This is a genomic window from Candidatus Eisenbacteria bacterium, assembly GCA_005893275.1.
Classification (GTDB): Bacteria; Eisenbacteria; RBG-16-71-46; order SZUA-252; family SZUA-252; genus WS-7.
Genome location: VBOW01000057.1, coordinates 1 through 23,117, shown reverse-complemented (window position 1 = coordinate 23,117; position 23,117 = coordinate 1). Strand labels below are relative to the sequence as shown.

15 protein-coding genes are annotated in these 23,117 nt (G+C 66.1%); 9 read left to right on the top strand and 6 right to left on the bottom strand.

What is annotated here, in order from left to right; genetic code table 11:
* From E6K76_09825 to E6K76_09790, 8 genes are all read left to right on the top strand, one after another.
* A partial coding sequence (locus E6K76_09825; GenBank protein ID TMQ57701.1) for a hypothetical protein occupies window positions 1-5,978 on the top strand: 5,978 nt, incomplete at its 5' end.
* A 1-nt stretch (window position 5,979) separates the two neighbouring features.
* Entirely contained in the window at window positions 5,980-7,299 is a 1,320-nt protein-coding gene (locus tag E6K76_09820) for a FecR domain-containing protein (GenBank protein TMQ57700.1), read from the top strand.
* Window positions 7,300-7,316: 17 nt separating this feature from the next.
* Window positions 7,317-9,176 (top strand): HAMP domain-containing protein, encoded by a 1,860-nt coding sequence (locus E6K76_09815; protein ID TMQ57699.1) that lies wholly within the window; start codon window positions 7,317-7,319, stop codon window positions 9,174-9,176.
* A gap of 20 nt (window positions 9,177-9,196) precedes the next feature.
* Window positions 9,197-10,492 carry a hypothetical protein gene (locus E6K76_09810; GenBank protein TMQ57698.1) on the top strand — a complete coding sequence of 432 codons (1,296 nt, stop codon included), beginning with the start codon at window positions 9,197-9,199 and terminating at the stop codon, window positions 10,490-10,492.
* Window positions 10,493-10,777: 285 nt separating this feature from the next.
* Window positions 10,778-11,425 (top strand): porin family protein, encoded by a 648-nt coding sequence (locus tag E6K76_09805; protein TMQ57697.1) that lies wholly within the window; start codon window positions 10,778-10,780, stop codon window positions 11,423-11,425.
* A 451-nt stretch (window positions 11,426-11,876) separates the two neighbouring features.
* Window positions 11,877-13,523 (top strand): TolC family protein, encoded by a 1,647-nt coding sequence (locus E6K76_09800; protein TMQ57696.1) that lies wholly within the window; start codon window positions 11,877-11,879, stop codon window positions 13,521-13,523.
* Window positions 13,524-13,534: 11 nt separating this feature from the next.
* Entirely contained in the window at window positions 13,535-14,662 is a 1,128-nt protein-coding gene (locus E6K76_09795) for an efflux RND transporter periplasmic adaptor subunit (protein TMQ57695.1), read from the top strand.
* The gene (locus E6K76_09790; GenBank protein ID TMQ57694.1) at window positions 14,662-17,748 is read left to right on the top strand and encodes a multidrug efflux protein; all 3,087 of its coding nucleotides are present in this window, start codon (window positions 14,662-14,664) and stop codon (window positions 17,746-17,748) included. Before E6K76_09795 ends, E6K76_09790 begins: the two co-directional genes overlap by 1 nt.
* A gap of 13 nt (window positions 17,749-17,761) precedes the next feature.
* Here E6K76_09790 and E6K76_09785 read toward each other — a convergent pair whose 3' ends face one another.
* The 5 genes from E6K76_09785 to E6K76_09765 all read right to left on the bottom strand — a co-directional run bounded on the left by E6K76_09785 (window position 17,762) and on the right by E6K76_09765 (window position 21,791).
* Window positions 17,762-18,034, bottom strand: coding sequence for a DUF2277 domain-containing protein (locus E6K76_09785; GenBank protein ID TMQ57693.1), 273 nt, complete (start codon window positions 18,032-18,034; stop codon window positions 17,762-17,764).
* 153 nt (window positions 18,035-18,187) lie between these two features.
* A complete protein-coding gene (locus tag E6K76_09780; protein TMQ57702.1) occupies window positions 18,188-18,895 on the bottom strand; it encodes a DUF899 domain-containing protein in 708 nt (235 codons plus the stop codon).
* A 73-nt stretch (window positions 18,896-18,968) separates the two neighbouring features.
* Complete coding sequence (locus E6K76_09775; GenBank protein ID TMQ57692.1) at window positions 18,969-19,412, bottom strand: SRPBCC domain-containing protein; 444 nt, start codon at window positions 19,410-19,412, stop codon at window positions 18,969-18,971.
* 52 nt (window positions 19,413-19,464) lie between these two features.
* On the bottom strand, window positions 19,465-19,842 hold the full coding sequence (locus tag E6K76_09770) for a helix-turn-helix transcriptional regulator (protein ID TMQ57691.1): 378 nt from the start codon (window positions 19,840-19,842) through the stop codon (window positions 19,465-19,467).
* A gap of 146 nt (window positions 19,843-19,988) precedes the next feature.
* Window positions 19,989-21,791, bottom strand: a complete 1,803-nt coding sequence (locus tag E6K76_09765) for a hypothetical protein (GenBank protein TMQ57690.1) — start codon at window positions 21,789-21,791, stop codon at window positions 19,989-19,991.
* 223 nt (window positions 21,792-22,014) lie between these two features.
* Between E6K76_09765 and E6K76_09760 the strand changes: the two genes are divergently transcribed.
* Entirely contained in the window at window positions 22,015-22,782 is a 768-nt protein-coding gene (locus E6K76_09760) for a hypothetical protein (GenBank protein ID TMQ57689.1), read from the top strand.
* 11 nt (window positions 22,783-22,793) lie between these two features.
* Here E6K76_09760 and E6K76_09755 read toward each other — a convergent pair whose 3' ends face one another.
* Entirely contained in the window at window positions 22,794-23,042 is a 249-nt protein-coding gene (locus E6K76_09755) for a hypothetical protein (protein TMQ57688.1), read from the bottom strand.
* Between the last annotated feature and the right edge of the window lie 75 nt (window positions 23,043-23,117).

Here is a 23,117-nt window from a genome sequence, read left to right as displayed (position 1 = left end):
CGGTGTCGCCGACCTCCGGCCTGACGACGACGGAGGGGGGTGGGACGGCCACGTTCACCGTGGTGCTCACGAGCCAGCCCGCGGCGAATGTGACGATCGGGCTCTCGTCGAATGATCTGACCGAGGGGACGGTGGCCCCGGCCTCGGTCACGTTCACTTCGGGGAACTGGAACGCGGCGCAGACGGTGACGGTGACGGGAGTGGACGACTTTGGGGTCGACGGAGCGGTCGCGTACACGATCGTGACTGCAGCGGCGACCAGCACGGACGGGAGCTATAACGGGCTGAACCCCGCGGACGTGGGGGTCACGAATACGGATGACGACACGGCGGGGATCACGGTGTCGCCGACCTCCGGCCTGACGACGACGGAATCGGGCGGGACGGCGACGTTCACGGTGGCGCTCAACACCCAGCCCGCGGCGAATGTGACGATCGGGCTTTCGTCGAACGATCTAAGCGAGGGGACGGTGGCTCCGGCCTCGGTGACGTTCACTTCGGGCAACTGGAACATAGCGCAGACGGTGACGGTGACAGGGGTGGACGACTTCGGAGTGGACGGTGCGGTCGCGTACACGATCGTGACGGCGCCGGCGACCAGCACGGACGGGAGCTACAACGGGCTGAACCCCGCGGACGTAACGGTCACGAATACCGATAACGACACGGGCGGGATCACGGTGTCGCCGACCTCCGGCCTGACGACGACGGAGGGGGCTGGGACCGCGACGTTCACGGTGGCGCTCAACACCCAGCCAACGGGGAACGTGACGATCGGGCTCTCCTCGAGCGATGCCAGCGAGGGGACGGTGGCTCCGGGGTCGCTCACGTTCACGCCGGGGAGCTGGAACGCGGCGCAGACGGTGACGGTGACGGGGGTGGACGACTTCGTCGCGGACGGGAACGCGGCGTACACGATCGTGACGGCGCCGGCCACCAGCACGGACGCGGGCTACAACGGGATGAACGCCGCGGACGTGGGAGTGATCAACCTGGACGACGACACCAGCTTCGCGGTCGACCTCCGGCTGTCGCCTGAGCGACCTCGGATCGAATCCGGTCAGACGATACGCTACACCTTGGAAATTCGGAATCGCCTGTCGGTGAACCTGACAAATGTCGAAATCCAGCACGAGCTGCCTCCGCGTTTCGGATACCTCGCCGGCACCTCGGTGCGTGACGGGCGCCCGATCGCCGATCCCTCCGGCTCGCGTGTCCAGCGGTTTGCTCTGGACACCCTGGCGGCCTTTGTCGATCTGAACGGAGACGGACAAGCGGGGCCGGGTGAGCCCGGATATCTCACCCTGAGCTGGATGCTCGTGCCGGGCGCGAGCGCGACGCCGGGCACGTACCTGGATGGGGCGGTCGCCTTCGCTGGATGCTCCACCTGCGAGGCCTCGAACCGAGCCGAGGCAAACGTCGAAGTGGCCGAGGACGCTTTTCTCTCTCGCGGCACGATCGTGGGCCGCGTTTTCGAGGATTCCAATCGAGACGGCTTTCAGGGTCCAGACGAGAAGGGGTTGCCCGGAGCTCCAGTGATCCTAGACGATGGGACGACGGTTCGAACGGACGCCGAGGGACGGTTCCACGTTCCCGACGTCGACCCGGGGCCGCGTGTCGTGAAGCTTGATCTGGAGCGACTCGGAATGCCCGCCACCGCCACGACCGAGACCTCACCCGTCGCTTACGTCTCGCCGGGGCTGCTTTCGTCGATCCGGTTCGGAGTGTTCTTCCAACGGGACTCGGTGGAGATCGGCCGCCCCCCCGTGAGCGGGCTCGCGCTCGTGACCGGCGAAGTGGAACGAAGCGCGATCGTCGCCGGAAACGCGCTCCGCGCCGCCCTGGTCGTAAACGGAGTGGGCGTACGCCTCCGCACCGCCGACGCGCGTCTCTCAAGCAGCGAGCTGGACGAGGTGCTGCGCCTCGACGGGGACCGCCTCCGGGAGCCTGTCGTCTTCGCGCTCGATGCAAGCGACACATCCTCCGTTCGCGAATGGGCCCTCGACGTACGGGACCAGCGGGGAGGGGTCTTGTGGTCGACGAATGGACATGGAGCGCCACCGCGGAGGTGCCCTTGGGACGGGACCGGATCGGGGTCATCCAAACTCGAGGGAGGCGAGGTCTACGAGTATCAGCTTCGGGTCACGTATGTGGACGGTCTGGAAATACGAGGGCCCTGCCGCGCCTTCGGTGTCGATCGACACACATCGATCGCGATGACGCTGACCGGCGACTCCTTCGAGGCCGGCCGCGCGGTGCTCAATCCTGCCGCCAGGGATGCCCTCGCCGGGCTCGCGAAGACGCTTCGGCGTTCCCCATCGGAGACGGTGATTGTGGAGGGACACACCGACTCCGTAGGCACCGCGGCCGGCAACCTTGCGCTTTCGCAGGCCCGCGCCGATGCAGCGGTCCGCTACCTCGTCGAGCGGGAGCGGATTCCCCGCCCGCGATTCGTTGTGCGCGCCTTTGGAGAGGAGCGTCCCGTGGCGAGCAACGCGACGCCCGAGGGTCGCGAGATCAATCGCCGCATCGAGATCCACGGTCAGACCACCGAAATCCGGCGGGCGCGCCTCTACGACGTGTACCGCGGTGAAGCCTCAGCGCGCATTGGCGAGCTCTCCGTCCCCGTCGATTCCGCAGGGCGATTCTCCTCCGCGGTGCCGCTGCCACCGGGGGACACGCTGGCGGTGACCTTGAGCGACAGGCAAGGGCGGACGGCCAGCGCACGCGTTCGGCTCCCCCGTCTCGAGATCCTCGAGCCCCGCGGCGAGGTGAGGGTCCCCTACGGCGGAAAGGCGCCGGGTGTCACCGTCGGGTCGCGCGGGGCGGGCGACCTCCCACGGCTGGCGGGTCTCGGAGCGGCGGAACGGGAACGGGACGCCGCCCACGTCCTGGTTTCAGGTCGGACCGACCCTGGGAATCGGGTCGAAGTCGACGGGGTCGTGGTTCCCGTCTCTCAGGCCGGGGAATTCAGCAAAGGTGTTCCGCTGCATATCGGAGAGAACGGCATCGCCCTCGTGATTCGAGGTCCTACCGGGACGCTTCGCGTGGCGAACCTGCCGGTCCGGGTCCTCGACCACGCGGAGGAGGGAGGGGACGTGGTGGTCGTGGAGCGCATCCCTGGCATGAGTGTGGCCCTGCCGCCGGCGGAATCCGTCCTCTCGAGTCGCGAGCTGCAACTCTCCGGCCTGACCCAGGCGGGAAATCGCGTATGGGCGAACGCGGAGTCGCTCCACGTCGACCCGGACGGGGCCTTTTCCGGAACGGTAACGTTTCCGGAAGGGGCGAGCACTTTGAAGATCGCCGTCGAGGATGCAGAGGGACACCGCGGGGAGATCGATCGACCGATCGAGGTTCGATCGAAGCGCCTCTTCCTCGTCGCGCTGGCCGACGGCGTCCTCGGAAAGACGACGGGTGCCGCCATCCGCGAAGCCGGCGGCCGCGAGGGCGTCTGGACGGAGGGGCGCCTCGCGTATCACCTGAAGGGTTGGATCGCCGGCCGCTACCTGGTCACCTCGGCGTTCGACTCCCGCCGCAGAGAGTTCGGGTCGCTCTTCAGCAATCTTGACGACGCGGGCCGCGACCGGCTAATTGTCAACCTCGACCCCGATCATCTCTACCCCGTCTACGGGGACTCCAGCGCCGTCGCGTACGGCGCGCCCGGCGGTGGGCGCTTCTTCCTGGCTGTCGAGGGCGAGGCGCTACGAGCCTCCGTTGGGGATTTTCCGATCGCCATCGACGACGTGGAGCTGGCTGCATTCCATCGGACCCTCTACGGCGCCCAGGTCCAATTGGGGCGTCGCGCCGACTCGCCGAAGCCAGGTGCCTCGCTCACCCCAGGGGCCTCGCTCACCGCTTTCGGCGCCGCGGCGCGCTACGTGCACGTGCGGGACGAGATTCGCGCAACGGGAGGTTCCCTCTATTACCTGAGCCATCGCGACATTCTCGAGGGAAGCATCCAGGTGTCCCTCCTGGTCCGCGACCGGGACACCGGGCTCCTGCTCGCACGGGTCGGGCAGCAGCGCGGCGGCGACTTCCTCGCCAAGGAGGCCGAGGGACGACTCCTCTTCATGCGGCCGATTCCCAGCGTCTGGGATGACGGCTCGCTCGTGAACGGCGACCAGCTTCACGGTCACCCGGTGACGATCGAAGCGGAGTACGAGACTCGCGGATCGATCGGAGAGCGCGCGGCCGTCGGCGGTCGTCTCCGGCAGACCATCGCTCCATTTCTCGCCGTGGGCGGAACTTTCCTGCGTGACGAGGCCAGGGCCGGCGCCTACCGACTCTGGAGCGGCGACGCCGATGTCACGCTCGGCTCGCACGCCCGGATCGTGGGGGAGGTCGCGCAGAGCCGGGGACGGGCCGGCGGAGCGTTCGTGAGCGCGGACGGAGGCCTGTCCTTCGCGGAGCCGGACTCCGCGGTGGCGCGCCGCGGAGACGCATGGAAGGTGGCGGCAGATCTCGACGTCGGCGAGTGGTTCCGCCGGCCCGGTCGCGTCAAGCTCAGCGGCTATGTCCGGCGCTCGGAGCCCGGGTTCGCGGGCACCAATGATCCCGGGGGCCTGGGCTTCGACCGCCACGGGGCACGGCTCGCGTTTGGGGCCGGCCGATGGGGCGAGTGGGGGGCCCGATACGACGGTGAGCGGCGGCTCGGGGTCGGATCCAGCGACAGCGGGGCGGTTCGGCACGCGAGCCTCATGGGAGTTCAATGGCGGCGCGATGCCGGCCCGTTCGGCGTCGCGTCGGAATTCGAGCAGCGCGCCGTGGAGAGCGTGGACGTGGAGGTGCCCACGGTGCGAACCGGCGCCGCCCGGCTCTGGTGGCGCCCGGCCCCCCGCATCCGGACGACCGCCGAGCGGCAGCAGACCTTCTCGGGTCCGCTCGATCACCGCACCTCGCTGGGGGTGGAGTGGCTGCCGATGCCCTCCCTCGCGCTCGAATTGCGGGGCTCGGACGGCACGACAGGGCGAGCCCTCCAAGGAGGCGCTGCGCTCACGGTGGCCGGAAAGCACCTCTACCTTCGCGAGGAGCGGACCGATGGAAGGGGATTGCCGTCCGGTTCGACGCTCCTCGGCGTCCAATCCGCATTGGGGACGATGGGTCGGACATACAGCGAGTACCGCTGGCTGCGCGGTGCCGATGAGACGCGCACGCAGTCGGTCGTGGGTCTCGAGCAGGGCTGGCGCCACGCCTCCGGGCTGCTCTTACGCGTGAGCGGGGAGCACTCAGCCGGCGACCGCTCGGCCGGCGGCGGGCCGAGGGGTGCGCTTTCTTCCGACCTCAGCTACCGGGGGCGGCTCCCGGTCGTCGCCACGACCCGCGGCGAGTATCGGGTCGACGGGGCCGCCGGCCGACAACGGCAAGTGCTCACCTCGAGCCAGCTCGAGTGGAGCCTCGTCGCCGGGGTCTCCCTGCGGGGTGACTACCGCCTGAGTTTCACCAGGGATCGCGCCGCGAACCTCACTCCGGCACGGTACGAGGAGCGGAGCATCGGAATCGCGTTCCGGCCGCCCCGCTCGGATCGCGTGGAGAGTCTCGCTCGTTGGACCCGCCTGGAAGACCGGCGGTTCTCGGCTCCGGGCGATACGACCCTCACGGAAACGACGCTCGGCGTGATCGCGCTCGAGGCCACCGTGCGAATCCTCCCCGGAATGGACTGGGTCGGGAAGGCGGCGGCGCGCACACGGAGGGACGCTCGAGGCGTCTCGCCGGCCGGCGCGGCGCAGAGCGTGCTGTGGGCTCAGCGCCTGGAATATTCGGTGCGGAAACCCTTCCGCTACGGAGTCGAGTACCGGGTCCTGGCGCAGCGCGAGGCGGGGGACAGCCGCGCAGGGTGGCTGAACGAAGTCTCATGGGACCCTGCGCAGTACTTCCGTCTCGGGGTCGGGTACAACTTCACGCGCTTCTCCGGCGACCCGCTCGAGACCGGTCCCGAGAGCTCGCATGGGTGGTTCCTCCGTGCCCAGAGCCGCTACTGAGGTGGCTCCGCATCCCGCCGCGCGACCGGGTGAGGTCACCGGTCGCTCAAGGCTCTCGGGCATTGGGAAGCTCCTGCTCGAGGTACTTGTGGCGATCGTCATGACGCTCGCATGCTTCTCCGGCTTCCTGGCTTTTCTCAGCGTCGCGTTTCCACCCGGGGACGACTTGCGCACGCTCATGGCCGGCGTTCGCCTGACCGGCCAGCGGGATGCGTCGAACCTTGGGCTCGGAGCGGGGCTGCTCGATCCCATCGAGTCCGCCTCGTCCTCGGTCGCGAAGCTCACGGTCAGACGCCGGGACGTCAAACGCCGCCTGGCGGGCCAGATCGCCTGGAGCCCGGCCGCGTCCGGCCTCGAGCTTCACGATCGAGACGCTGTCCAGACCGGCCCCGCCGGGCGTGCGTCGATCGATTTCGGACGCGCGGTCGGGGTGCAGCTCGAGGAGAACGCCTTGGTCGTCGTGAGCGGCCTGCACTTGGGCTCGGATCCGATCGAATCGCCGCGGGGGCTCGTCCTGCTGCAAGGAAATCTCTTGGCTCAGATCCGGGGATCAGGAGAGGAGCCGATTTCCGTAGAGATTCCCGCGGGCCGCGCCCTCTTGAAGTCCGCGCCCGGCGGGAAGGCCGATTTCCGGATCGGCGTTCGCAGCGACCGATCGGCGTCCGTTGCCGTACTCGACGGAAGTCTGGAGCTGGCGGCCAACGGGCGGCGAGTCCTCGTCGGTCCGAGCCAGTTCAGCCGTGTGGACCCCGGCGGGGAACTCCTGGAGCCGCGACCGATCCCGAGGGCCCCAGCGGTTGAGGAGCCCGCCGATGAGACCTCCGTTCCGTACCTCGATCTCCCTCCGCGCGTTACGTTTCGCTGGACGCCGATCGAGGGCGCGGACCGATATCGCATTCGGGCGGCCAAGGACCCGGCATTCCGCGAGCCCGTGCTCGACGAGATTGTCACGACCCCGTCGCTCACGTGGGGGCGCCTCGCGGTCGGTTCCTACCATTGGAACGTCGCGGCGATCCAGGATGAGATCGAGGGGGTGCCGTCGGCGACCCGGAGATTGGCGGTGACTCGAGAGGAAGGGCTTCTGCCCCTCCAGGTCGAGGCGCCTCCCGCGCAGATCGACGGCTCGCGGTACGTAGTGCACGGACACGCCGATCCGCGTGCCCGAGTCTACGTCATGGCTCAGCGGGTCGAGGTGAATCGAGAGGGTTCCTTCGAGGCCGAGATTCATTTGAAGGCCGGCGCCAATGTGCTTCTCGTCGAAGCCGTGGATCCGGCGGGACACAGCTCCTATTGGAGCCAAGTGCTGCTGGCGAAGTTCTGATACGTGGGGCGTCCGGTATGTCGTCGCAGATCCGTGTAACGTTTCGATTCAAGATCCTCCTCAGCGTGCTCATCGCCGTGACGACGGTGGTGAGTCTCATCACGTTCACGATGGCGCGCATGTTCCACGCGGACAAGGTCGCGTACGTCGAGGATCTGGTCTCCATTGTCTCGGTTCATGCGGCGGAAGAGGCGAACCTGCGTCTCTCGGTCTGCCGGGACCAGCTCGTCACGGCCGGCCGCGTTCTGGACGCTTCCAACATTCTTCCCGAACGACGTGGCGCAGCCCTGAGGCAGCTCTTCGCCAGGACGCAGGGACTCGTAGCCCTGCGCGTCTTCGAGGGCCGCAGGGAGGCGGGGTTGCTCTTGGACAGCGTGGCGACGAACGCGGCGGGATTGAGCCGGGCCTCATTCCTCGCGGCGATCGCGAAGTACGCGATCCCGTTCGATTCGATCCGGGCAGGGAGCCTCTACGTTCGCAACTCGGCCATCTCGAGCTCTCTCCCTGTCTCGACGATGGCCGTCCGGATCCCTCGGCCGGCCGGCCGGCCTCCCCTTGTGCTTGTGGGCGCCGTGGATCTGAACCGATCGCTCGCGCTCGGACGAAGCTCGAGCGCATTCGATGTATTTCTCGCGGATGTCGACGGACGCATTGTGAGCGACATCGATGCAAGGCGGGCGGCTTCTCGAGAGCGACTCAGCTGGCTTCCGCCGCTCGTCCCCGGAAGCCTCGCCGTCGTGAAGGAGACCGAGCGCGACGGAAGATCGATGATCAGCGGAATCGCAAACGTCGGGATCGGCGGTCTTCGGGCCGGCGCGGAGATTCCAAAGTCGGCCGCCTACTTCGCCCTCCGGAACCTGCTCACGAACCTCATCTTCCTGGCGCTCGGCCTCCTGATCCTGGTGGCGGTCGCCAGCCTCATCTGGTCGACTCAGATGACGCGCTCTCTCAGTCAATTGACGCGCGCCGCTCATTCGATCGGGCACGGCGATTTCGACGTCCAAGTCGCCGTGCCGAGCCGCGACGAGATGGGGCAATTGGCCGGCTCGTTCAATCAAATGGCCTCCGAGCTCCACGGCCGGGATCAAGCCCTGAAGGAGGCTCAGGCCCGGCTGATTCAGTCGGAGAAGATGGCGGCCTTCGGCCAGCTGGGTGCAGGGATCGCCCACGAGGTCAAGAACCCTCTCGCCGGAATTCAGGGCATGATCCAGCTCACATCGCGCTCCCTCTCCGCCGACGATCCGCTCCTCGAAACGTTCGCGATTCTCGAGAAGGAAACGAAACGGTGCCGCACGATCATCGACAATTTGCTGAAGTTCGCGCGGCAGGAGAACCTGGAGCCCGAACCGATCGCGCTCGAGAAGGTGGTCGCGGACACCGAGGCGATCCTCCATCACGAGCTGAGCCTGCACAACATCACGCTCGAAACCGCGATTCCGCCGGACCTGCCGCTCATCCACGGCAGCGCCAACCAGATCCAGCAGGTTCTGATGAATCTCATTCTCAACGCGGAGCAGGCCATGGAGTCCCGCGGCCACGGAACGGTCGAGATCAAGGCGGCGATCCAGGATCACGGCTTCATCGAGCTCTCCGTCCAAGATGACGGACCCGGCATCCCACGGGCCGTCCAGGCCCGCATCTTTGAGCCCTTCTTCACAACCAAGCCTGCGGGCAAGGGGACAGGGCTCGGCCTGGCGGTGACGTTCGGCATCATGCAGGCCCACAAGGGAGCGATTCGCGTGGAAAGCGAGGAAGGGCGCGGGACGGCGTTCATTCTTCGCTTTCAAGTGGCGGGACAGCACCCCACCACGGACGCTCCCTCCATCCAGACGTCGAATCCCGAGGACCCGAACCCCGGGGATCGGCGGGCCGCCTAGGCGGCGAAGGAGCCATCCGAGTGATCCGTATCCGAGATCTTCCCATTCGGCAGAGGCTGCTGGGGGCCGTCGCCATGGCCGTGCTTCCGGCCCTTCTCCTGTCGTGCGTCGCGTCACTTTCCTATGAGAAGCACCTGCGCCGCAGCGCCGTGGAGCGGGAGCTCCTCGCGACCGCCCGCATCGTCGGTTCGAGTACGGTGTTGGCCATGCGCGTCGGGGACCGAAAGGGCGCCGAGGCTGTTCTGGGTGCGCTCGCCGCCAATCCCGGGATCCGCAGGGCGGTGCTTCGCGACGATCGGAGCCAGGTCCTCGCGTCCTATGTCCAAGGCAGCGGTGGGAGATCCGCGAAGTCCTTTCGGTCCGCCTCCGCCCAGGATCCCGACCAGGCCGCGATCGGCGTGACCCAAGAGATCAGGTTCGAGGGTCAACCTCTCGGCACCGTTCGTCTGGAGGCCGGCCTGGACGATCTCCACCGGGACTCGACTTCATTCCTCGTTGCGACGGCCGTGATTTGCGCGGGCTCCGCGCTCCTGATTCTTCTGCTCATGCTCCAGCTCCAGCGCGCGGTGACCGAGCCTACGCTCGATCTTCTTCGGGGTCTCCAAAGGGAGAAGGACAGGGCCGAATCGGCGTCGCGCGCGAAGAGTGAGTTTCTCGCGGGCATGTCTCACGAGATGCGGACCCCGCTTCACGCGATCCTTAGCTTCGCGGAGCTGGGAGGAGGGAGGGCCGCCTCCCTGACGCCGGAGAAGGCAACCCGGTATTACAAGATGATCGAGGAGGGCGGAAGACGGCTCCTCGATCTGCTCAACGATCTCGTCGACCTCGCCAACTTCGAGGCGGGGAAGCGCGTCCTCCGCTTTGCTTCAGCGCCGGTGGATGCCGTGGTCCTTCGGGTCGTGGATGAAGTGCGCCCGCTCTTTCAGTCGCGCGGCATCGGACTTGAAGCGGGTCCGTGCGGGCCGACGAGCGGCTGGATGGACCGAGAGGCGCTCACGCAGGTGGTACGGCATGTCCTGACGAACGCCGCCAGATGGTCCGGCCCAGGCGCCACCGTCACCGTTACCCTCGGCAGGTCGGAGCGGGGTCCGCTCCTTTCGGTGACCACGCGCGGCTCCGGCGTCGCTCACGCGGGGCAAGAGGTCAGAAGCTCCGGGCTGAAGCTCGCACTGTGCCGAGAGATCATGGCAGCTCACGGAGGCAAGATTTGGTCGGAAGCTCGGGACGGCGCGGGCGAGAACACCTATCTCGAAATTCCAGATCCGATCTCCCTGCAGAACGAAGGGGAGCCTCCGCGATCCGCTGCGGCCGCGTGACCGCGTACGCTGGCTGGGCCTCGACCACGGCACCCCTGGGCAGGCGCTGAGAAACCGACAGCCTGTCGATTCCTCCGCAACATACACGACATCCCCGCAGCCTCCTGAATCACGACACGGACACTACAACTCCCGCCAACGCACGGAGTCCCGCGCGCCGCGCTTCCCGGCCGGGCGGTTGGCACGCCATTTGAGATACGAGCGAGCAGAGGAAGCGATGGGCGGCATGCTTGGCGCATCCGTCGCTCGGCGCCGCGCCGTCGCGTTCCGTCAAGGAGGAGTGCCATGAAGATCAGGAGAAGGTACACACGGGTCGCCATCGGTGCGGCAGTCGCTTCGCTCTTCGTGCTCGGCGCGGCATCCAATGCCGGGGCGCAGGAGAGCAGCTTGGGACCGCGGACCGAGGTCTCGCTCATGGGAGGGATTCAGGCCCTGAACGAGAACGACACGGCGATCCCCGATCATTTCCTCAACATCCCCGCGGTCGCGACCGTGAGCTACCGCCTGTCCGCGAGGCTGGCGGCCGAGGGGGAGTTCACGTGGATGATTCCGGTCACGCAGAGCGTGGACCTGGGATCGGGCACGAGCCAGGATCGGAAGAGTCCGGACGTTCTCGCCTATCAGGCCAACCTGCGAGCCGACTTCCCGACCCGCAATTGGACGCCCTACCTGGCGGCCGGCGCGGGAGCGGTCACATTCCTCTCCAACACCGACGCCGATCGCCTGCCCCAGTTGGCCAAGTCGGAGACCGCGTTCGCGGTCAACTTCGGGGCCGGCACGACCTACGGGCTCACCGAGCGGTGGGCGCTGCGCGCGGACCTGCGTGAGTTCGTTGCGTTTCCCTCGGATGGCGCCGCCGGTCTCTCCAATTCTAAGGGAGCGGACGAGATCTGGATGGAGCGCGGCACGCTCGGTCTCTCGTACAGGTTCTAGTCCTCTCCAGCAATCCGCCTCAGGCAATTCCCTCCATTCGCCCCCCCAGACGCCGGGCCTCAGAGGCCCGGCGTCGACCCGGCGATCCCGCTCAGATCGGGAACGCGCCACCGGCCGAAGATCCCGCTTATTAATCCGCGCTCTGTCGATTTCTCGACAGGTACTCCGGCATTCCTCGCGCCCGCTCGGGCTCACCTGCGACGCCACAAGTTCCGCGGGCACAATGGAAACACTCGGCCTTTCCCCTCCCATCACGGTTTGGCACGTCTCTTGAGATAAGGCCGCGGCGGGAGGAGAACAAAATGAGTCAACTCTATGTCGAACGCATTATCGGTGTGCTGGCAACCGACGAGGCGCTGCGTCGCCGGTTCATGGCGGATCCAAGAGCCACATTGCTGGAATTGGCTCAAAGGGGCATGGAGCTGAACCCCTGTGAGCTGAGGTCGCTCGCGTGCCTCGATCCCAACGAGCTGGCGCGCTTCGCGAAGGCGATCGACGCGCGGCTTCAGAAGGCCGATCTCCAACGAGGTGTCAGGTGAAGCTCGCGAGCCTGAAGCGAATCCTCGCGGTGACAGCTCTCCTGGCGCTGGCTTTGCGCGCGGAGGTCGCGACCGCCGCCGAGCATCGTTTGACCCTGGATGAAGCGGTCCGCTTGGCGCTCCAGAGGAACGAGGGGTTGCTGATAGAGCGCGAGTCGCTCGCAGCGTCGAAGGCCGCGGTGACCGGAGCGAACGGCGCCTACGATCCCTTGGTCGAGCTGAACGGCGGCTGGTCGAGGTCTACGGAGCCCGTGAACTCCTCCTTCTCAGGCACGTCGCCCGCCGAGATCGGGCCCAAATTTGAATCGGCCGAAGCCGGCCTGTCGATCCAACAGCTTCTTCCCACAGGCGGCGCGCTCTTGCTCAGGGCGAGCGGCGCGCGCGAGATCGATGAAGGCTTGGCCCTTCTTTCGCCGGCGTACGGCACGCGGGTGGGCCTGCAGCTGCGCCAGCCCCTGCTGCGCGACCGCGGCACCGACGCGGCTCGGCTGTCCGTGCGCGTCGCCAAGGCGGGGCGCGAAGGCGCCAGCGCCTCGCTCCGGCGCGCGATCACCGAGACGGTCGCGGCGGTCGAGCGATCCTACTGGGCGCTGGTGGCGGCCCGGCGGGGGGTCGAGGTGCGCGAGGAAGCGGTGCGGCTCGCGGAAGAGCAGCTCGGGGAAACGCAATCCCGCGTCGAGACGGGCTCGGCACCCCGAACGGAGCTAGCTCAACCCCGGGCCGAGCTGGAGCGGCGGCGCGGGGAGCTTCTGGCCTCGAGGGAGGCTCTTTCGCGAGCGGAGAACGCGCTGAAGCTCCTGATCCTGGACGGCGCGGGGGACGCGCTCTGGGATCAACAACTCGCTCCGGGGGAGGACGCGAACGTGGAGGTCGTCCCGGTGGACATCCCGGCCTCTCTCGAACGCGCGCTCGCGGGCCGGCCGGAGCTCACGATCGCAGACGCCGTCGTGAAGCGGCGGCGCGCCGAGACCGCTTTCGCCCGCGACGGAATCTGGCCGAGCCTCGATGCGGTCGTTTCCTATGACCGGTTCGGCATCGCGGGCTCCCGGAATCCAGGAGGGCCAGCTGGAACCCTCCCATCCGAACTGGACGGGGATTTCGCGAAGTCGTTCGAGTCGCTTGGCCGGGGTGATTTCGACGCCGCCCGTGTGGCGCTTGTGCTGGGGCTTCCGATCGGCAACCGCGCGGCCCGAGGAAACGCCGCGGTGGCGCGGCACGTCGAGCGACAGGCCGAAGCCGATCTGGCCCGCGTCCGCAAGGCGATCCGCGCCGAGGTCCTCGATGCTGCGGCCGCATTGGAGACGGCGGGCCAGAGGATCGAAGCGGCCCGGTCCGGCCGTGAAGCGGCGGAGGTCCAGCTCTCGGCCGAGCGCGACCGATACGACACGGGGCTCTCGACGAACTTCCTGGTGCTCACGCGCCAAAACGATCTATCACGCGCGCGCCTCGACGAGATCTCGGCCCTCACCGACTACCGGACGGCGCGCACCGAGATGGCACGCGCAACCGGTTCTCTGATCGAAGATCGCGGTATCGAGGTTGGCGGTACGTCACGTTAAGGAGGCAACTCATGAAAAGGCGAATGTTGCTCATGCTTGCTGTGATGGTCGTCTTCATCGGGACCATCGGCTTGGTGAAGGTTCTCCAGATCCGCGCGGCCATCGCGCAGGGGTCTTCCTACCAGCCGCCTCCCGAGGCGGTCACGACGATCGTCGCCGGCGAGCAGAAGTGGCCGGCGACGCTGAACGCGATCGGGACCGTGGCAGCGGTTCAGGGCGTCACGGTGAGCGCGGACCTGCCCGGGATCGTCGAGAGCATTGCCTTCGATTCCGGCAAGAGCGTCCGCGAGGGTGATTTGCTCGTGCGCCTCGATACGCGCCAGGAGCGGGCGCAGCTGGCCGCCGCGGAGGCTCAGCGCGACCTCGCGAACCTGGACTTCGAGCGGTCGCGCCAACTACTGCAGAAGGGCGTCATCGCGCAGGCGGAGTACGACCGGCTCGCCGCGGAGGCCAAGCAGGCGGAGGCCCGCGTGGGGGAGATTCGAGCCTCGATCGAGCGCAAGGAGATCCGGGCTCCCTTCGCGGGAATCCTCGGGATTCGCCAGGTCAACCTCGGCCAGTACCTGGAAGGCGGCGCCGCCGTGGCACCCCTGCAGTCGATGGATCCGGTCTACGTGAATTTCTCCGTGCCGCAGCAGGAAGTCGGCGTGCTGAAACGAGGGGCCGAAGTCCACGTGGCGACCGACAGTATCGCGGTCGCGGTTCCCGCCGGCACGGTCACGGCCATCAACTCCGTGGTGGACGAGGCCACCCGAAACGTCCAGATCCAGGCGGTCTTCCGGAATCCCCACGGCAGGCTGCGCCCCGGCATGTTCGTGGAGGTGGAAGCCGGGCTCGGCACCAGCGATCCCGTGATCGCGCTTCCGGCCACGGCCGTCAGCTACGCGCCCTATGGGAATTCGGTTTTCGTCGTGGGTGACCTCAAGGGTCCGAACGGCAAGACCTATCGCGGCGTGCAGCAGAGGTTCGTGAAGCTGGGGAGCGGGCGCGGCGACCAGGTCGCGGTCGTCTCCGGCCTCAAGCAGGGCGAAGAGGTTGTGACCTCCGGGGTCTTCAAGCTGCGCAACGGCGCATCGGTCCTGGTCAACAACAAGATCCGACCGGGCAACGATCCCGCGCCGAAGCCGGAGGACAGCTGATGAAATTCACCGATCTCTTCATCCGGCGGCCGGTCCTGGCGATGGTCGTGAGCTTGGTCATCCTGATTGCCGGGCTCCAATCGATCCGCTCGCTGAGCGTGCGGCAGTATCCCAGAAGCGATATCGCGATCGTCACGGTGACGACGGCCTACGTGGGCGCGAACGCCGACTTGGTGCGTGGGTTCATCACGACGCCCCTGGAGCGGGTGATCGCGAGCGCCGACGGCATCGATTACATCGAATCGTCCAGCGCCCAGGGCGTGAGCACGATCACGGTGCATCTGAAGCTCAATTACGACACGAACGCCGCGCTCACCCAGATCCAGGCGAAGGTGGCGCAGGTGCGGAACGACCTCCCGCCGGAGGCCCAGGCGCCGGTCATCGAGCTGGAGACCGCGGACAATCGGTTCGCGGCGATGTACATCGGATTCTCCTCCAAGGACCTCGACCAGAACCAGATCACCGACTACCTGACGCGTGTCGTGCAGCCCAAGCTGAGCGCGATCGAGGGAGTGCAGCGCGCCGATATCCTCGGCGGCCGCACGTTTGCCATGCGGGTCTGGCTCAAGCCCGAGAAGATGGCGGCCATGGGCATCTCGCCGTCCCAGGTGCGCGACGCGCTCGCGCAGAACAACTATCTCTCCACGCTGGGGCAGACGAAAGGGTCGATGGTCTCGGTGAACCTCGTGGCCAACACCGACCTCCAGACCGCGGATGAGTTTCGTCGCCTCGTGGTGAAGGAGGACCGGGGAACCGTCGTCCGGCTCGGCGATATCGCGGATGTCTCCCTGGGCGCCGAGAACTACGAGCAGGACGTCCGTTTCGACGGCCAGGGGGCCACCTTCATGGGCATCTGGGTGCTTCCCACCGCCAACTCGCTGGAAGTGATCCGCCGGGTCCGCGACGCCATGCCCGGCATCCAGGCGCAGCTTCCGGTCGGGATGAAGCTGGGGATTCCCTACGACTCGACCGAGTACATCCAGAGCGCCATTCACGAGGTACTGAAGACGCTGACGGAGACGCTGCTCATCGTGATTCTCGTCATCTTCCTGTTTCTCGGATCGCTTCGAGCGGTGATCATCCCGGTCGTGGCGATCCCGGTCTCCCTCATCGGCGCGGTATTCCTGATGATGGCGGCCGGCTTCACCATCAATCTGCTCACCCTGCTTGCCATCGTCCTCTCCGTCGGGCTGGTGGTCGACGACGCGATCGTCATGGTCGAGAACGTCGAGCGGCACCTGCGTACCGGGGCGAGCCCCTTCCGGGCGGCGATCGACGCGGCGCGCGAGCTGATCGGCCCCGTCATCGCGATGACCATCACGCTGGCCGCGGTCTACACGCCGGTCGCCATCCAAGGCGGGCTGACGGGGTCCTTGTTCCGCGAGTTTGCGTTCACGCTCGCCGGGGCCGTGATCGTGTCCGGAGTCGTGGCGCTCACGCTCTCCCCGATGATGGGATCGAAGCTCCTCCGCGCCGGCGATACGGAGCGCGGCTTTGCGGGATGGATCAATCGTCGATTCGACGGCATTCGGGAATCCTACAAGCGGACCCTGGAAGGGACGCTCCAGTACCGGCCGGTCGTCTACGTTCTGTGGGCGATCGTCGTGGCGCTGATCGTGCCTTTCTACCTGTTCTCCCAGCGGGAGCTGGCGCCCAACGAGGATCAGAGCGTGGTCTTCGGGGTGATCCAGGCGGCGCCGAACTCCACCCTCGACCAGACCAAGCTCTACGCGTCGCAGGTCGAGCGTGTCTACCGGTCGTTCCCAGAATACAAGAACACCTTCCAGCTCGTGTTTCCAACCGGCGGGTTCGGGGGGATGGTGACCAAGCCTTGGAGCGACCGAAAGAAGACCGCGGAGCAACTCCAGATGGAGGCGGCCGCCGGGCTCTCGCAGATCCCCGGGATCCGCGTCATTTCGCTCATCCCGCCCGCGTTGCCGGGCGGCGGGGACTTCCCGGTGGATTTCGTGATCGCCTCGACGGCCGAGCCGGAAGAGCTCGTCGCGTTCGCCAACCAGCTCGTGGGAAAGGCATTCAGGAGCGGGTTGTTCATGTATGCGGACGCGGATCTCAAGTTCGACCAGCCCCAGGCGGAAGTGGTGTTCAACCGGGACAAGGTGCGGTCCCAGGGCGTCGAGATGAGCCAGGCAGGACGGGATCTCTCAACGCTCCTGGGTGGAAACTACGTCAATCGCTTCAGCATCCAGGGGCGGAGCTACAAGGTGATTCCCCAGGTGAAGCGGAGCGAGCGCCTCACCCCGGATCAGCTCAAGGACATCTACGTCACCGGAACCGAAGGCAAGCTCGTGCCGCTCTCGACGTTCGCAAGCCTGCGGACCACCACCGAGCCGCGGGAGCTCAAGCGATTCCAGCAGCTCAACGCGGTCCGGATCCAGGGGGTCATCCCGCCGTCGGTGTCGCTGGATCAGGCGCTGCGTTTCCTGGAGGTCGAGGCGAAGGGAATCCTCCCCCAGGGCTTCACCATCGATTACGCCGGCGAATCGCGCCAACTGCGGACCGAGGGCAGCCGGTTTCTCGGCATCTTCCTCCTCTCGGCGGTCTTGATCTTCCTGGTGCTCGCGGCTCAGTTCGAGAGCTTCCGCGATCCCTTCGTCATCCTCGCGGGCTCGGCACCGCTGGCCATCAGCGGGGCTCTATTCTTCTCGTTCATGGGCCTTACGACGCTGAACATCTACAGCCAGGTGGGGCTCATCACCCTGGTCGGGCTGGTGGCAAAGAACGGAATCCTCATCGTCCAGTTCGCGAACCATCTTAGAGAGACGGGACTGGACAAGCTCCGCGCAGTCATCGAGGCCGCGGGGACACGGTTGCGGCCGATTCTGATGACCACCGCGGCCACGGTGTTCGGCCACCTCCCGCTGGTATTCGCCACCGGTCCCGGGGCCGGAGCGCGCAACAGCATCGGCATCACGCTCGTCAGCGGCATGATCATCGGCACCTTCTTCACGCTCTTTGTGGTGCCGTCGGTCTACATGCTCGTCGCCCACGCGCGGGAGCGGGTCGCGGTGCCGGAAGCGGAGGAGGCGGAGGCGGGCGTGATCGACGCGGCGCCCGAGGCGATCTAGCGCGACGAAAGGCTCAGGAGGTCCCGAACCTTTCGGCGGCTCTGACGCGGGCGCGCTCGGCCTCGACCTCGCGATCGCGCGGCTCGGCGCTGGTCACCAGCGAATGCAGCAGATTCCGGGCGGCCGCAGCCACCTCCTCGACGGCGCGATGGAACGCCGCCTCATTCACCCTCGAGGGTTTGTTGAAGCCGGAAAGCTTTCTCACGAATTGGAGCGAGGCTCCCCGGATCTCCTCGTCGGTAGGGGGAGGGTCGAAGTTAAACAGGATCTTGATGTTCCTGCACATGGCTCTCTCCTCGGTGGGTAACCGATTTCACGACGAGCGCCGTCAGACCGCCAGCCGAGGTCGCGCCCGCGACGAACAGGGTCGCGGACGCGATGCACGCTGGACACATTGTGATCTACCTCCAACCTGGTTCGGAAGTCCGGATTCGCGGCTTCAGTCGCCGTACTTGTCGTGGTGCCGAACCCACGCCATGGTAAAGCTCAAGGCGTCCTCGTCGCGGCCCTTCGGCACGAGATCAAGGTAGTTGTACGCACCGACGAGCATGTCGAGCCCGCGCGCGTAGCTCGAGTAGGTGTGGAAGATGTCGCCGGCTCCGTCCTTGTAGAACACGCTGACGCCGGGGCCTTCCTCGCTCCCAAATTCCTGTATTTCGTAGTTGTAGTACACCTTGCCCTTCGCCATTTCGTCCTTCGTGAACGACACATGATAGTCGAAGTTGAAGTCGTTTCCGTACGACGACACCCATTTGAAACGCCAGCCCATGCGCTTCTTGAAGGCTTCGATCTCGGGCAGGGGGGCTCTTGAAATCGCCAGCAGCGTCACGTCACGTTGGGCGAGGTGCACGACGGCGCCGTCGATATGATCGGACACAAACGAGCAGCTCTTGCAGCCCTCTTTCCACCCGGGGCCGAGCATGAAGTGATAGACGATGAGCTGACCACGCCCGTCGAAGAGGTCGGCGAGCGTCTCCTTGCCCTTGGGGCCGTCGAACACGTAATTCTTCTCGACCTTGAGCCACGGCAGCTCACGCCGCTGCCGACTGAGCTCATCACGCAGCCGGGTGAACTCCTTTTCCTTTGCGAGATGCGCCTTGCGCGCCTCGAGCCATTCCTCTCTGGACACGATCTTGTGGCTCGGCATCAGCTTCTCGATGGTCTTCATCGCTTCGTCTCCTTTCGATCTGCTCTGGAATGTCTTGCGGATCACCCGCGAATCATTTCTCCGCCGCCTTCCGGACGCGGTCGAGCAGGCGTGCCCAGCCACTCTGCATCCCGGTCCTGTACTCCTCCGGAATCAGACCCAGCGCGCTGTGCTTGAAGGTGATCAGGGTTCCGCCGTCCACGGGAGTCAGACGGTATTGCAGATTCGAGACCGCCGCGAAGGACATGAAGAGCGGTCCGGTGATCTCGAGCAGGGTGGGTCGCTTGATGGCCTGGACGTGTCCCCACAGATGCCCGTTGTCCTTGCCCAGGTCCCGATACCAGCGTCCGCCGGGTCGGGCCTCGATCTTCATGGGCATCGGACCGTTCTCTGTCTCGTTGCGCGGCCCCATCTCCTCGAGCAGCGCGGCGAACGTCGCGTCGGGCGGGGCATTGACCCGGATCTCCTGGGTGATGTTCAGGGTCAGCTCGTTGGCGGTCGATGCGGGCAGGACCATGGGTTCCTCCTTTGATGGATGGGTTCCGCTGGTGGGCGGGTGGTTGAGACCTCTACCGATTCCGATTCCCGGGCTTGTCCGGTCGATCGCCGTTCCCGCGCGCCGATCGGCCGGCCGCTTCAGCGCGTTCCTTGATCCGGCGGAGCTGCTGAGCCCAGAAACGCTCGAACGTGGCGGCCCACTGGTGCACGGGTCGGATCGCGTCCGCGTTCGTGCGGTACAGCACCCGTCGGCCGTCGCGGCGCGCCCGCACGAGATCGACCTCGCGCAAGACCCGCAGATGTTTCGAGACCGAAGGCTGGGCCAGTCGCAGCGCCGCCACGACCTCGCCGACCGAACGCTCCTCCCTCGCCAAGAAGTCGAGGATGGCCCGGCGTTGGGGCTCCGCGACGGCGTTGAAGACGTCCGAGGTTCTGGCGAAGCGGGGCATGAGCACATCATATTCCATTTTGGGCATATGTCATAGATGCATTTTTCAAGCTCCGGATTCGAGGGCGATGGGACGGGGCGAATGAGCGGTTGGCGGGCCGATCTACGCTCTAAGGTGCTGTTGCCTTGGAAGTTGGGCCGGCGGATCTATCTTAAGAGAACGAGCCTTCGAGTCTCTCGGAATCCTCCGGCGGCTTGGATCCGGCAGAAATAGGTTCCGCTTGGTAGACGCCGGCCGTGGTCATCGTCGCCAAACCATATAACCGAGTGATCGCCAGGCGCCTCGTAGCCGCGGACCAGGGTCCGGACGAGCGACCCGGAGATTCCAAATACATTCACCTCGACGAAGCCGGGCGTCCCGATCGAGTAGTCGATTTCCGTTTCCGGGTTGAACGGATTCGGGCGGCCGGGCAGGAGCTGGCCCGGGATCCCGAGGGGAAGGTATTCCAGAGCGCCTCGGTCGGCATAGGGAACCGGCCCGGTGCCCACGTTCGGGCTCGCGGGGTCGTCCTGGCGGGACCGACCGTCCGCGTCCACCGCCGGCCATTCGGCCGATGCGGAGGTGCCCGAGTCGATCGCCGGCGATCCTGTGCGCAGGTGAAAGTCCCCCGCCGCGGGGTCGATGAAATTGGGGTCTGCCTGGATGGACTGGGAATCCTGCCCCGTCGTGGTGAAAGCACTTACCGTCGAATAGCGGTCAGGGCCGTATTTAATGATGTCCTGGCCCGTCGAGTTCCAGAAGATGTTGTAGTTCGATACGAGCCCGGCCGTCGATGTGGTGTCCACGTACAAATCGAACTTGTCCGTCGCCAGGCCGTTATCCACCGCGATGCAGTCGAGGATTCTGGTCCCGTTCGATTGCCCCTCCGCGGAAAATCCGTTGCTGGAGTTGCGCCACGCCACATTTCCGATGTTCAGAACGCCCGTCGTGTAGAGATGGAAAAAGCCATGGTCTCCGTTGTTCCAGGATAGATTCTCGGCGGAAATGCAACCGTCGGACCCCGACTGAATATTCACGCCGCTGTCCTGGTTGTCGTGGACCTTGTTTCGCTCCAGACGGTTCGCTGGCGAGGCGAATACGTAGATTCCGTTCGCTTCCCGAATCGCGGGGCGGGCGTTCCGGAAGGCCTGGTTATTCTTGATCCTGGATCCATTCACTCCGGAGATCAGAGCGATCCCGTGGAAGCCGTTGTCTGAGGCAACATTCGACTCGATCATCAGTCTCGAGGAGTTGATCGCTGCGATGCCGTGATTGGCGCAGAAGGTGACGCGATTGTTCTTGATCGTGACGTCGTTCGAGGAGTCCGCCGCGAAGATCCCTTTGTCCTCGGTTCGGATCACCTCAAATCCTTCGATCCTTACCCAGGACGCACCCGAGAGAAAGAACCCGTGATCCCTCCGGCCCACCAGGGTTCGGCGAGTCCCTGGGTTGTCGCCCCCCAGGTTGACCTCCAGCCCCGCGCCGGCGACGTATCGGAATTGCCCAGGCGTGAGCGACGCGGTCGAATCTGCCGGAAGGGCCAGACGAACCCCGTCGACGAGAACTTGTTGAACGTTCCACGTGACGGCGGAATCGCACCAGACGGCGCCGGAGAGGGGGAGCCAGAGGGAGGGCGTCGAGAAATCATCCGCTCCGTCCACGATGACACGCGATCCGAGCGCGAATAAGGCCAGCGGCATCCTCGCGCGGCCCGAGCTCCGGATATCGACCTCCTCGCGGTAGACGCCCGGACGCACGTAGATCGAGGTGCTCGGGCCCCCGCGGGCCTTCACGGCCGCGGAGATCGTGCAGTAGGGGACGGATACGTTTCCAGGTCCGGAGTCAGAGCAGGACCGGCTGGCGCCGTCCACGAAATAGACGCCGGAGGGGATCGCGGGCGGAGCTGCACACAGGGCTGCGAACACGGTCAAGCACGCCGCTGAGATTCGGGACCGGGCCATGTCATCCATAACGAACTAATTCGGCCTGTTCAGTCCTCTTGTATAGCGGTCTTAAGGCTGCGTTCGCTCACCCCTACAGCGCGGTGTCGACAGACCCCTATCTTGTTGCAGGGGAATCGCTTAACATTTGCTGATCTCCTTCCGGTGTACTCGCGATTTGTAGCATGCCTTAGTGGAAACGGCCTGTTAGGCTCGACGTCCTGGCCAACCGTCCCCCCGCGCGGAGTAGCGAATGGGAGCCCTCGTTGTGCCTATGAGCCCGGAGTTCCTTCCGGAGGCGGCACTGCTGCTCGCCGGCGTCTTCGCCGGCGTTCTCGCACTGCGTTTTCTGTTCGCGCGGCAGCCAAGCAACGGGATGAAAGCGGGCGCGATTAGCATCACCTGTATCATCCTCGCGTTCGTGCTGGCGGGAACCCACAGCAGCGTCCGCTCGGATCGCGCGGCCAACGCGCGACCGGCGCGGCCGAGCCCGCTCGCCCTCTTGCCCGCCGCCAAGGACTCGATCGAGAAGGGTTCCGAACCGACCCCGTCGATGTCCCTCCTGCTTGGCGATGTGCTCCTGCGAGTCGCGCCTTCGAATCGGTACGTGCTCTCGGTCGACGGCAAGCAATTCCTGGAGCTCGACTCGCTCCAAACGGGACTGATCGTGGGCTGTCTGGTCGCGGCGCATGATGGGACCGCTGCGGCCATGGGTCGGAACACATTCCCGTTCCACCAGACCGACATCCGGCCCAGTAGAGCCGATGCGCACACGCTTCACATACAGGAAGAAGGCAAAGACATCTTCCGGGTTCATTACGCGAAGCCCTACAAGATCGAAGTCACGGGAAGTTTTTTCCTGCCCAAATCCGCAGAGCCGTCCGTTATCTCATTCGAGAACGGGATTCGCTGGAGCGGCGGGAGCATCCAGCCGGGAACGACCGTGGATCTGAGTCATCAGGGGAAGGGAAGGATCGACTTCGAGCGCTCAGGCTTGATTCGGATACTGCATCACCCTTGAACGACGCAGCGCTACTCGCGGTGCTGCACGAGTCGGATTTTTTCCGCGTACACGAAGGCGTCCGAGTGCTGCGGGTTATGGCACTCGAGGCAGGTCGACTCCGGCGGGGTACGCTCCATGCGCGCGTGCACCGGCTCCGCCGCGTGCGCGCCTCCAGGTCCGTGGCAGACTTCGCACTGCACGTTGGCCAGAGGCTCCTCTGGATCCCCCAGCTTGTACCCCGTCCGGGTGCGGAAGCCCGCCGGCGGCACCGCCGGCATCGTCCTCCTCTGCGTCAGAGCTTCGCGGTCGATAGGATGGGGGATTATACCAGGACGGTACCCGGCATGGGAGAA

Coding starts and splice junctions, on each gene's coding strand:
- E6K76_09780 (TMQ57702.1), bottom strand. CDS start 18,895: ATGCCGAGCCACAAGATCGTGTCCAGAGAGGAATGGCTCGAGGCGCGC.
- E6K76_09775 (TMQ57692.1), bottom strand. CDS start 19,412: ATGGTCCTGCCCGCATCGACCGCCAACGAGCTGACCCTGAACATCACC.
- E6K76_09765 (TMQ57690.1), bottom strand. CDS start 21,791: ATGGATGACATGGCCCGGTCCCGAATCTCAGCGGCGTGCTTGACCGTG.
- E6K76_09805 (TMQ57697.1), top strand. CDS start 10,778: ATGAAGATCAGGAGAAGGTACACACGGGTCGCCATCGGTGCGGCAGTC.
- E6K76_09785 (TMQ57693.1), bottom strand. CDS start 18,034: ATGTGCAGGAACATCAAGATCCTGTTTAACTTCGACCCTCCCCCTACC.
- E6K76_09755 (TMQ57688.1), bottom strand. CDS start 23,042: ATGCCGGCGGTGCCGCCGGCGGGCTTCCGCACCCGGACGGGGTACAAG.
- E6K76_09760 (TMQ57689.1), top strand. CDS start 22,015: ATGGGAGCCCTCGTTGTGCCTATGAGCCCGGAGTTCCTTCCGGAGGCG.
- E6K76_09790 (TMQ57694.1), top strand. CDS start 14,662: ATGAAATTCACCGATCTCTTCATCCGGCGGCCGGTCCTGGCGATGGTC.
- E6K76_09795 (TMQ57695.1), top strand. CDS start 13,535: ATGAAAAGGCGAATGTTGCTCATGCTTGCTGTGATGGTCGTCTTCATC.
- E6K76_09770 (TMQ57691.1), bottom strand. CDS start 19,842: ATGCCCCGCTTCGCCAGAACCTCGGACGTCTTCAACGCCGTCGCGGAG.
- E6K76_09815 (TMQ57699.1), top strand. CDS start 7,317: ATGTCGTCGCAGATCCGTGTAACGTTTCGATTCAAGATCCTCCTCAGC.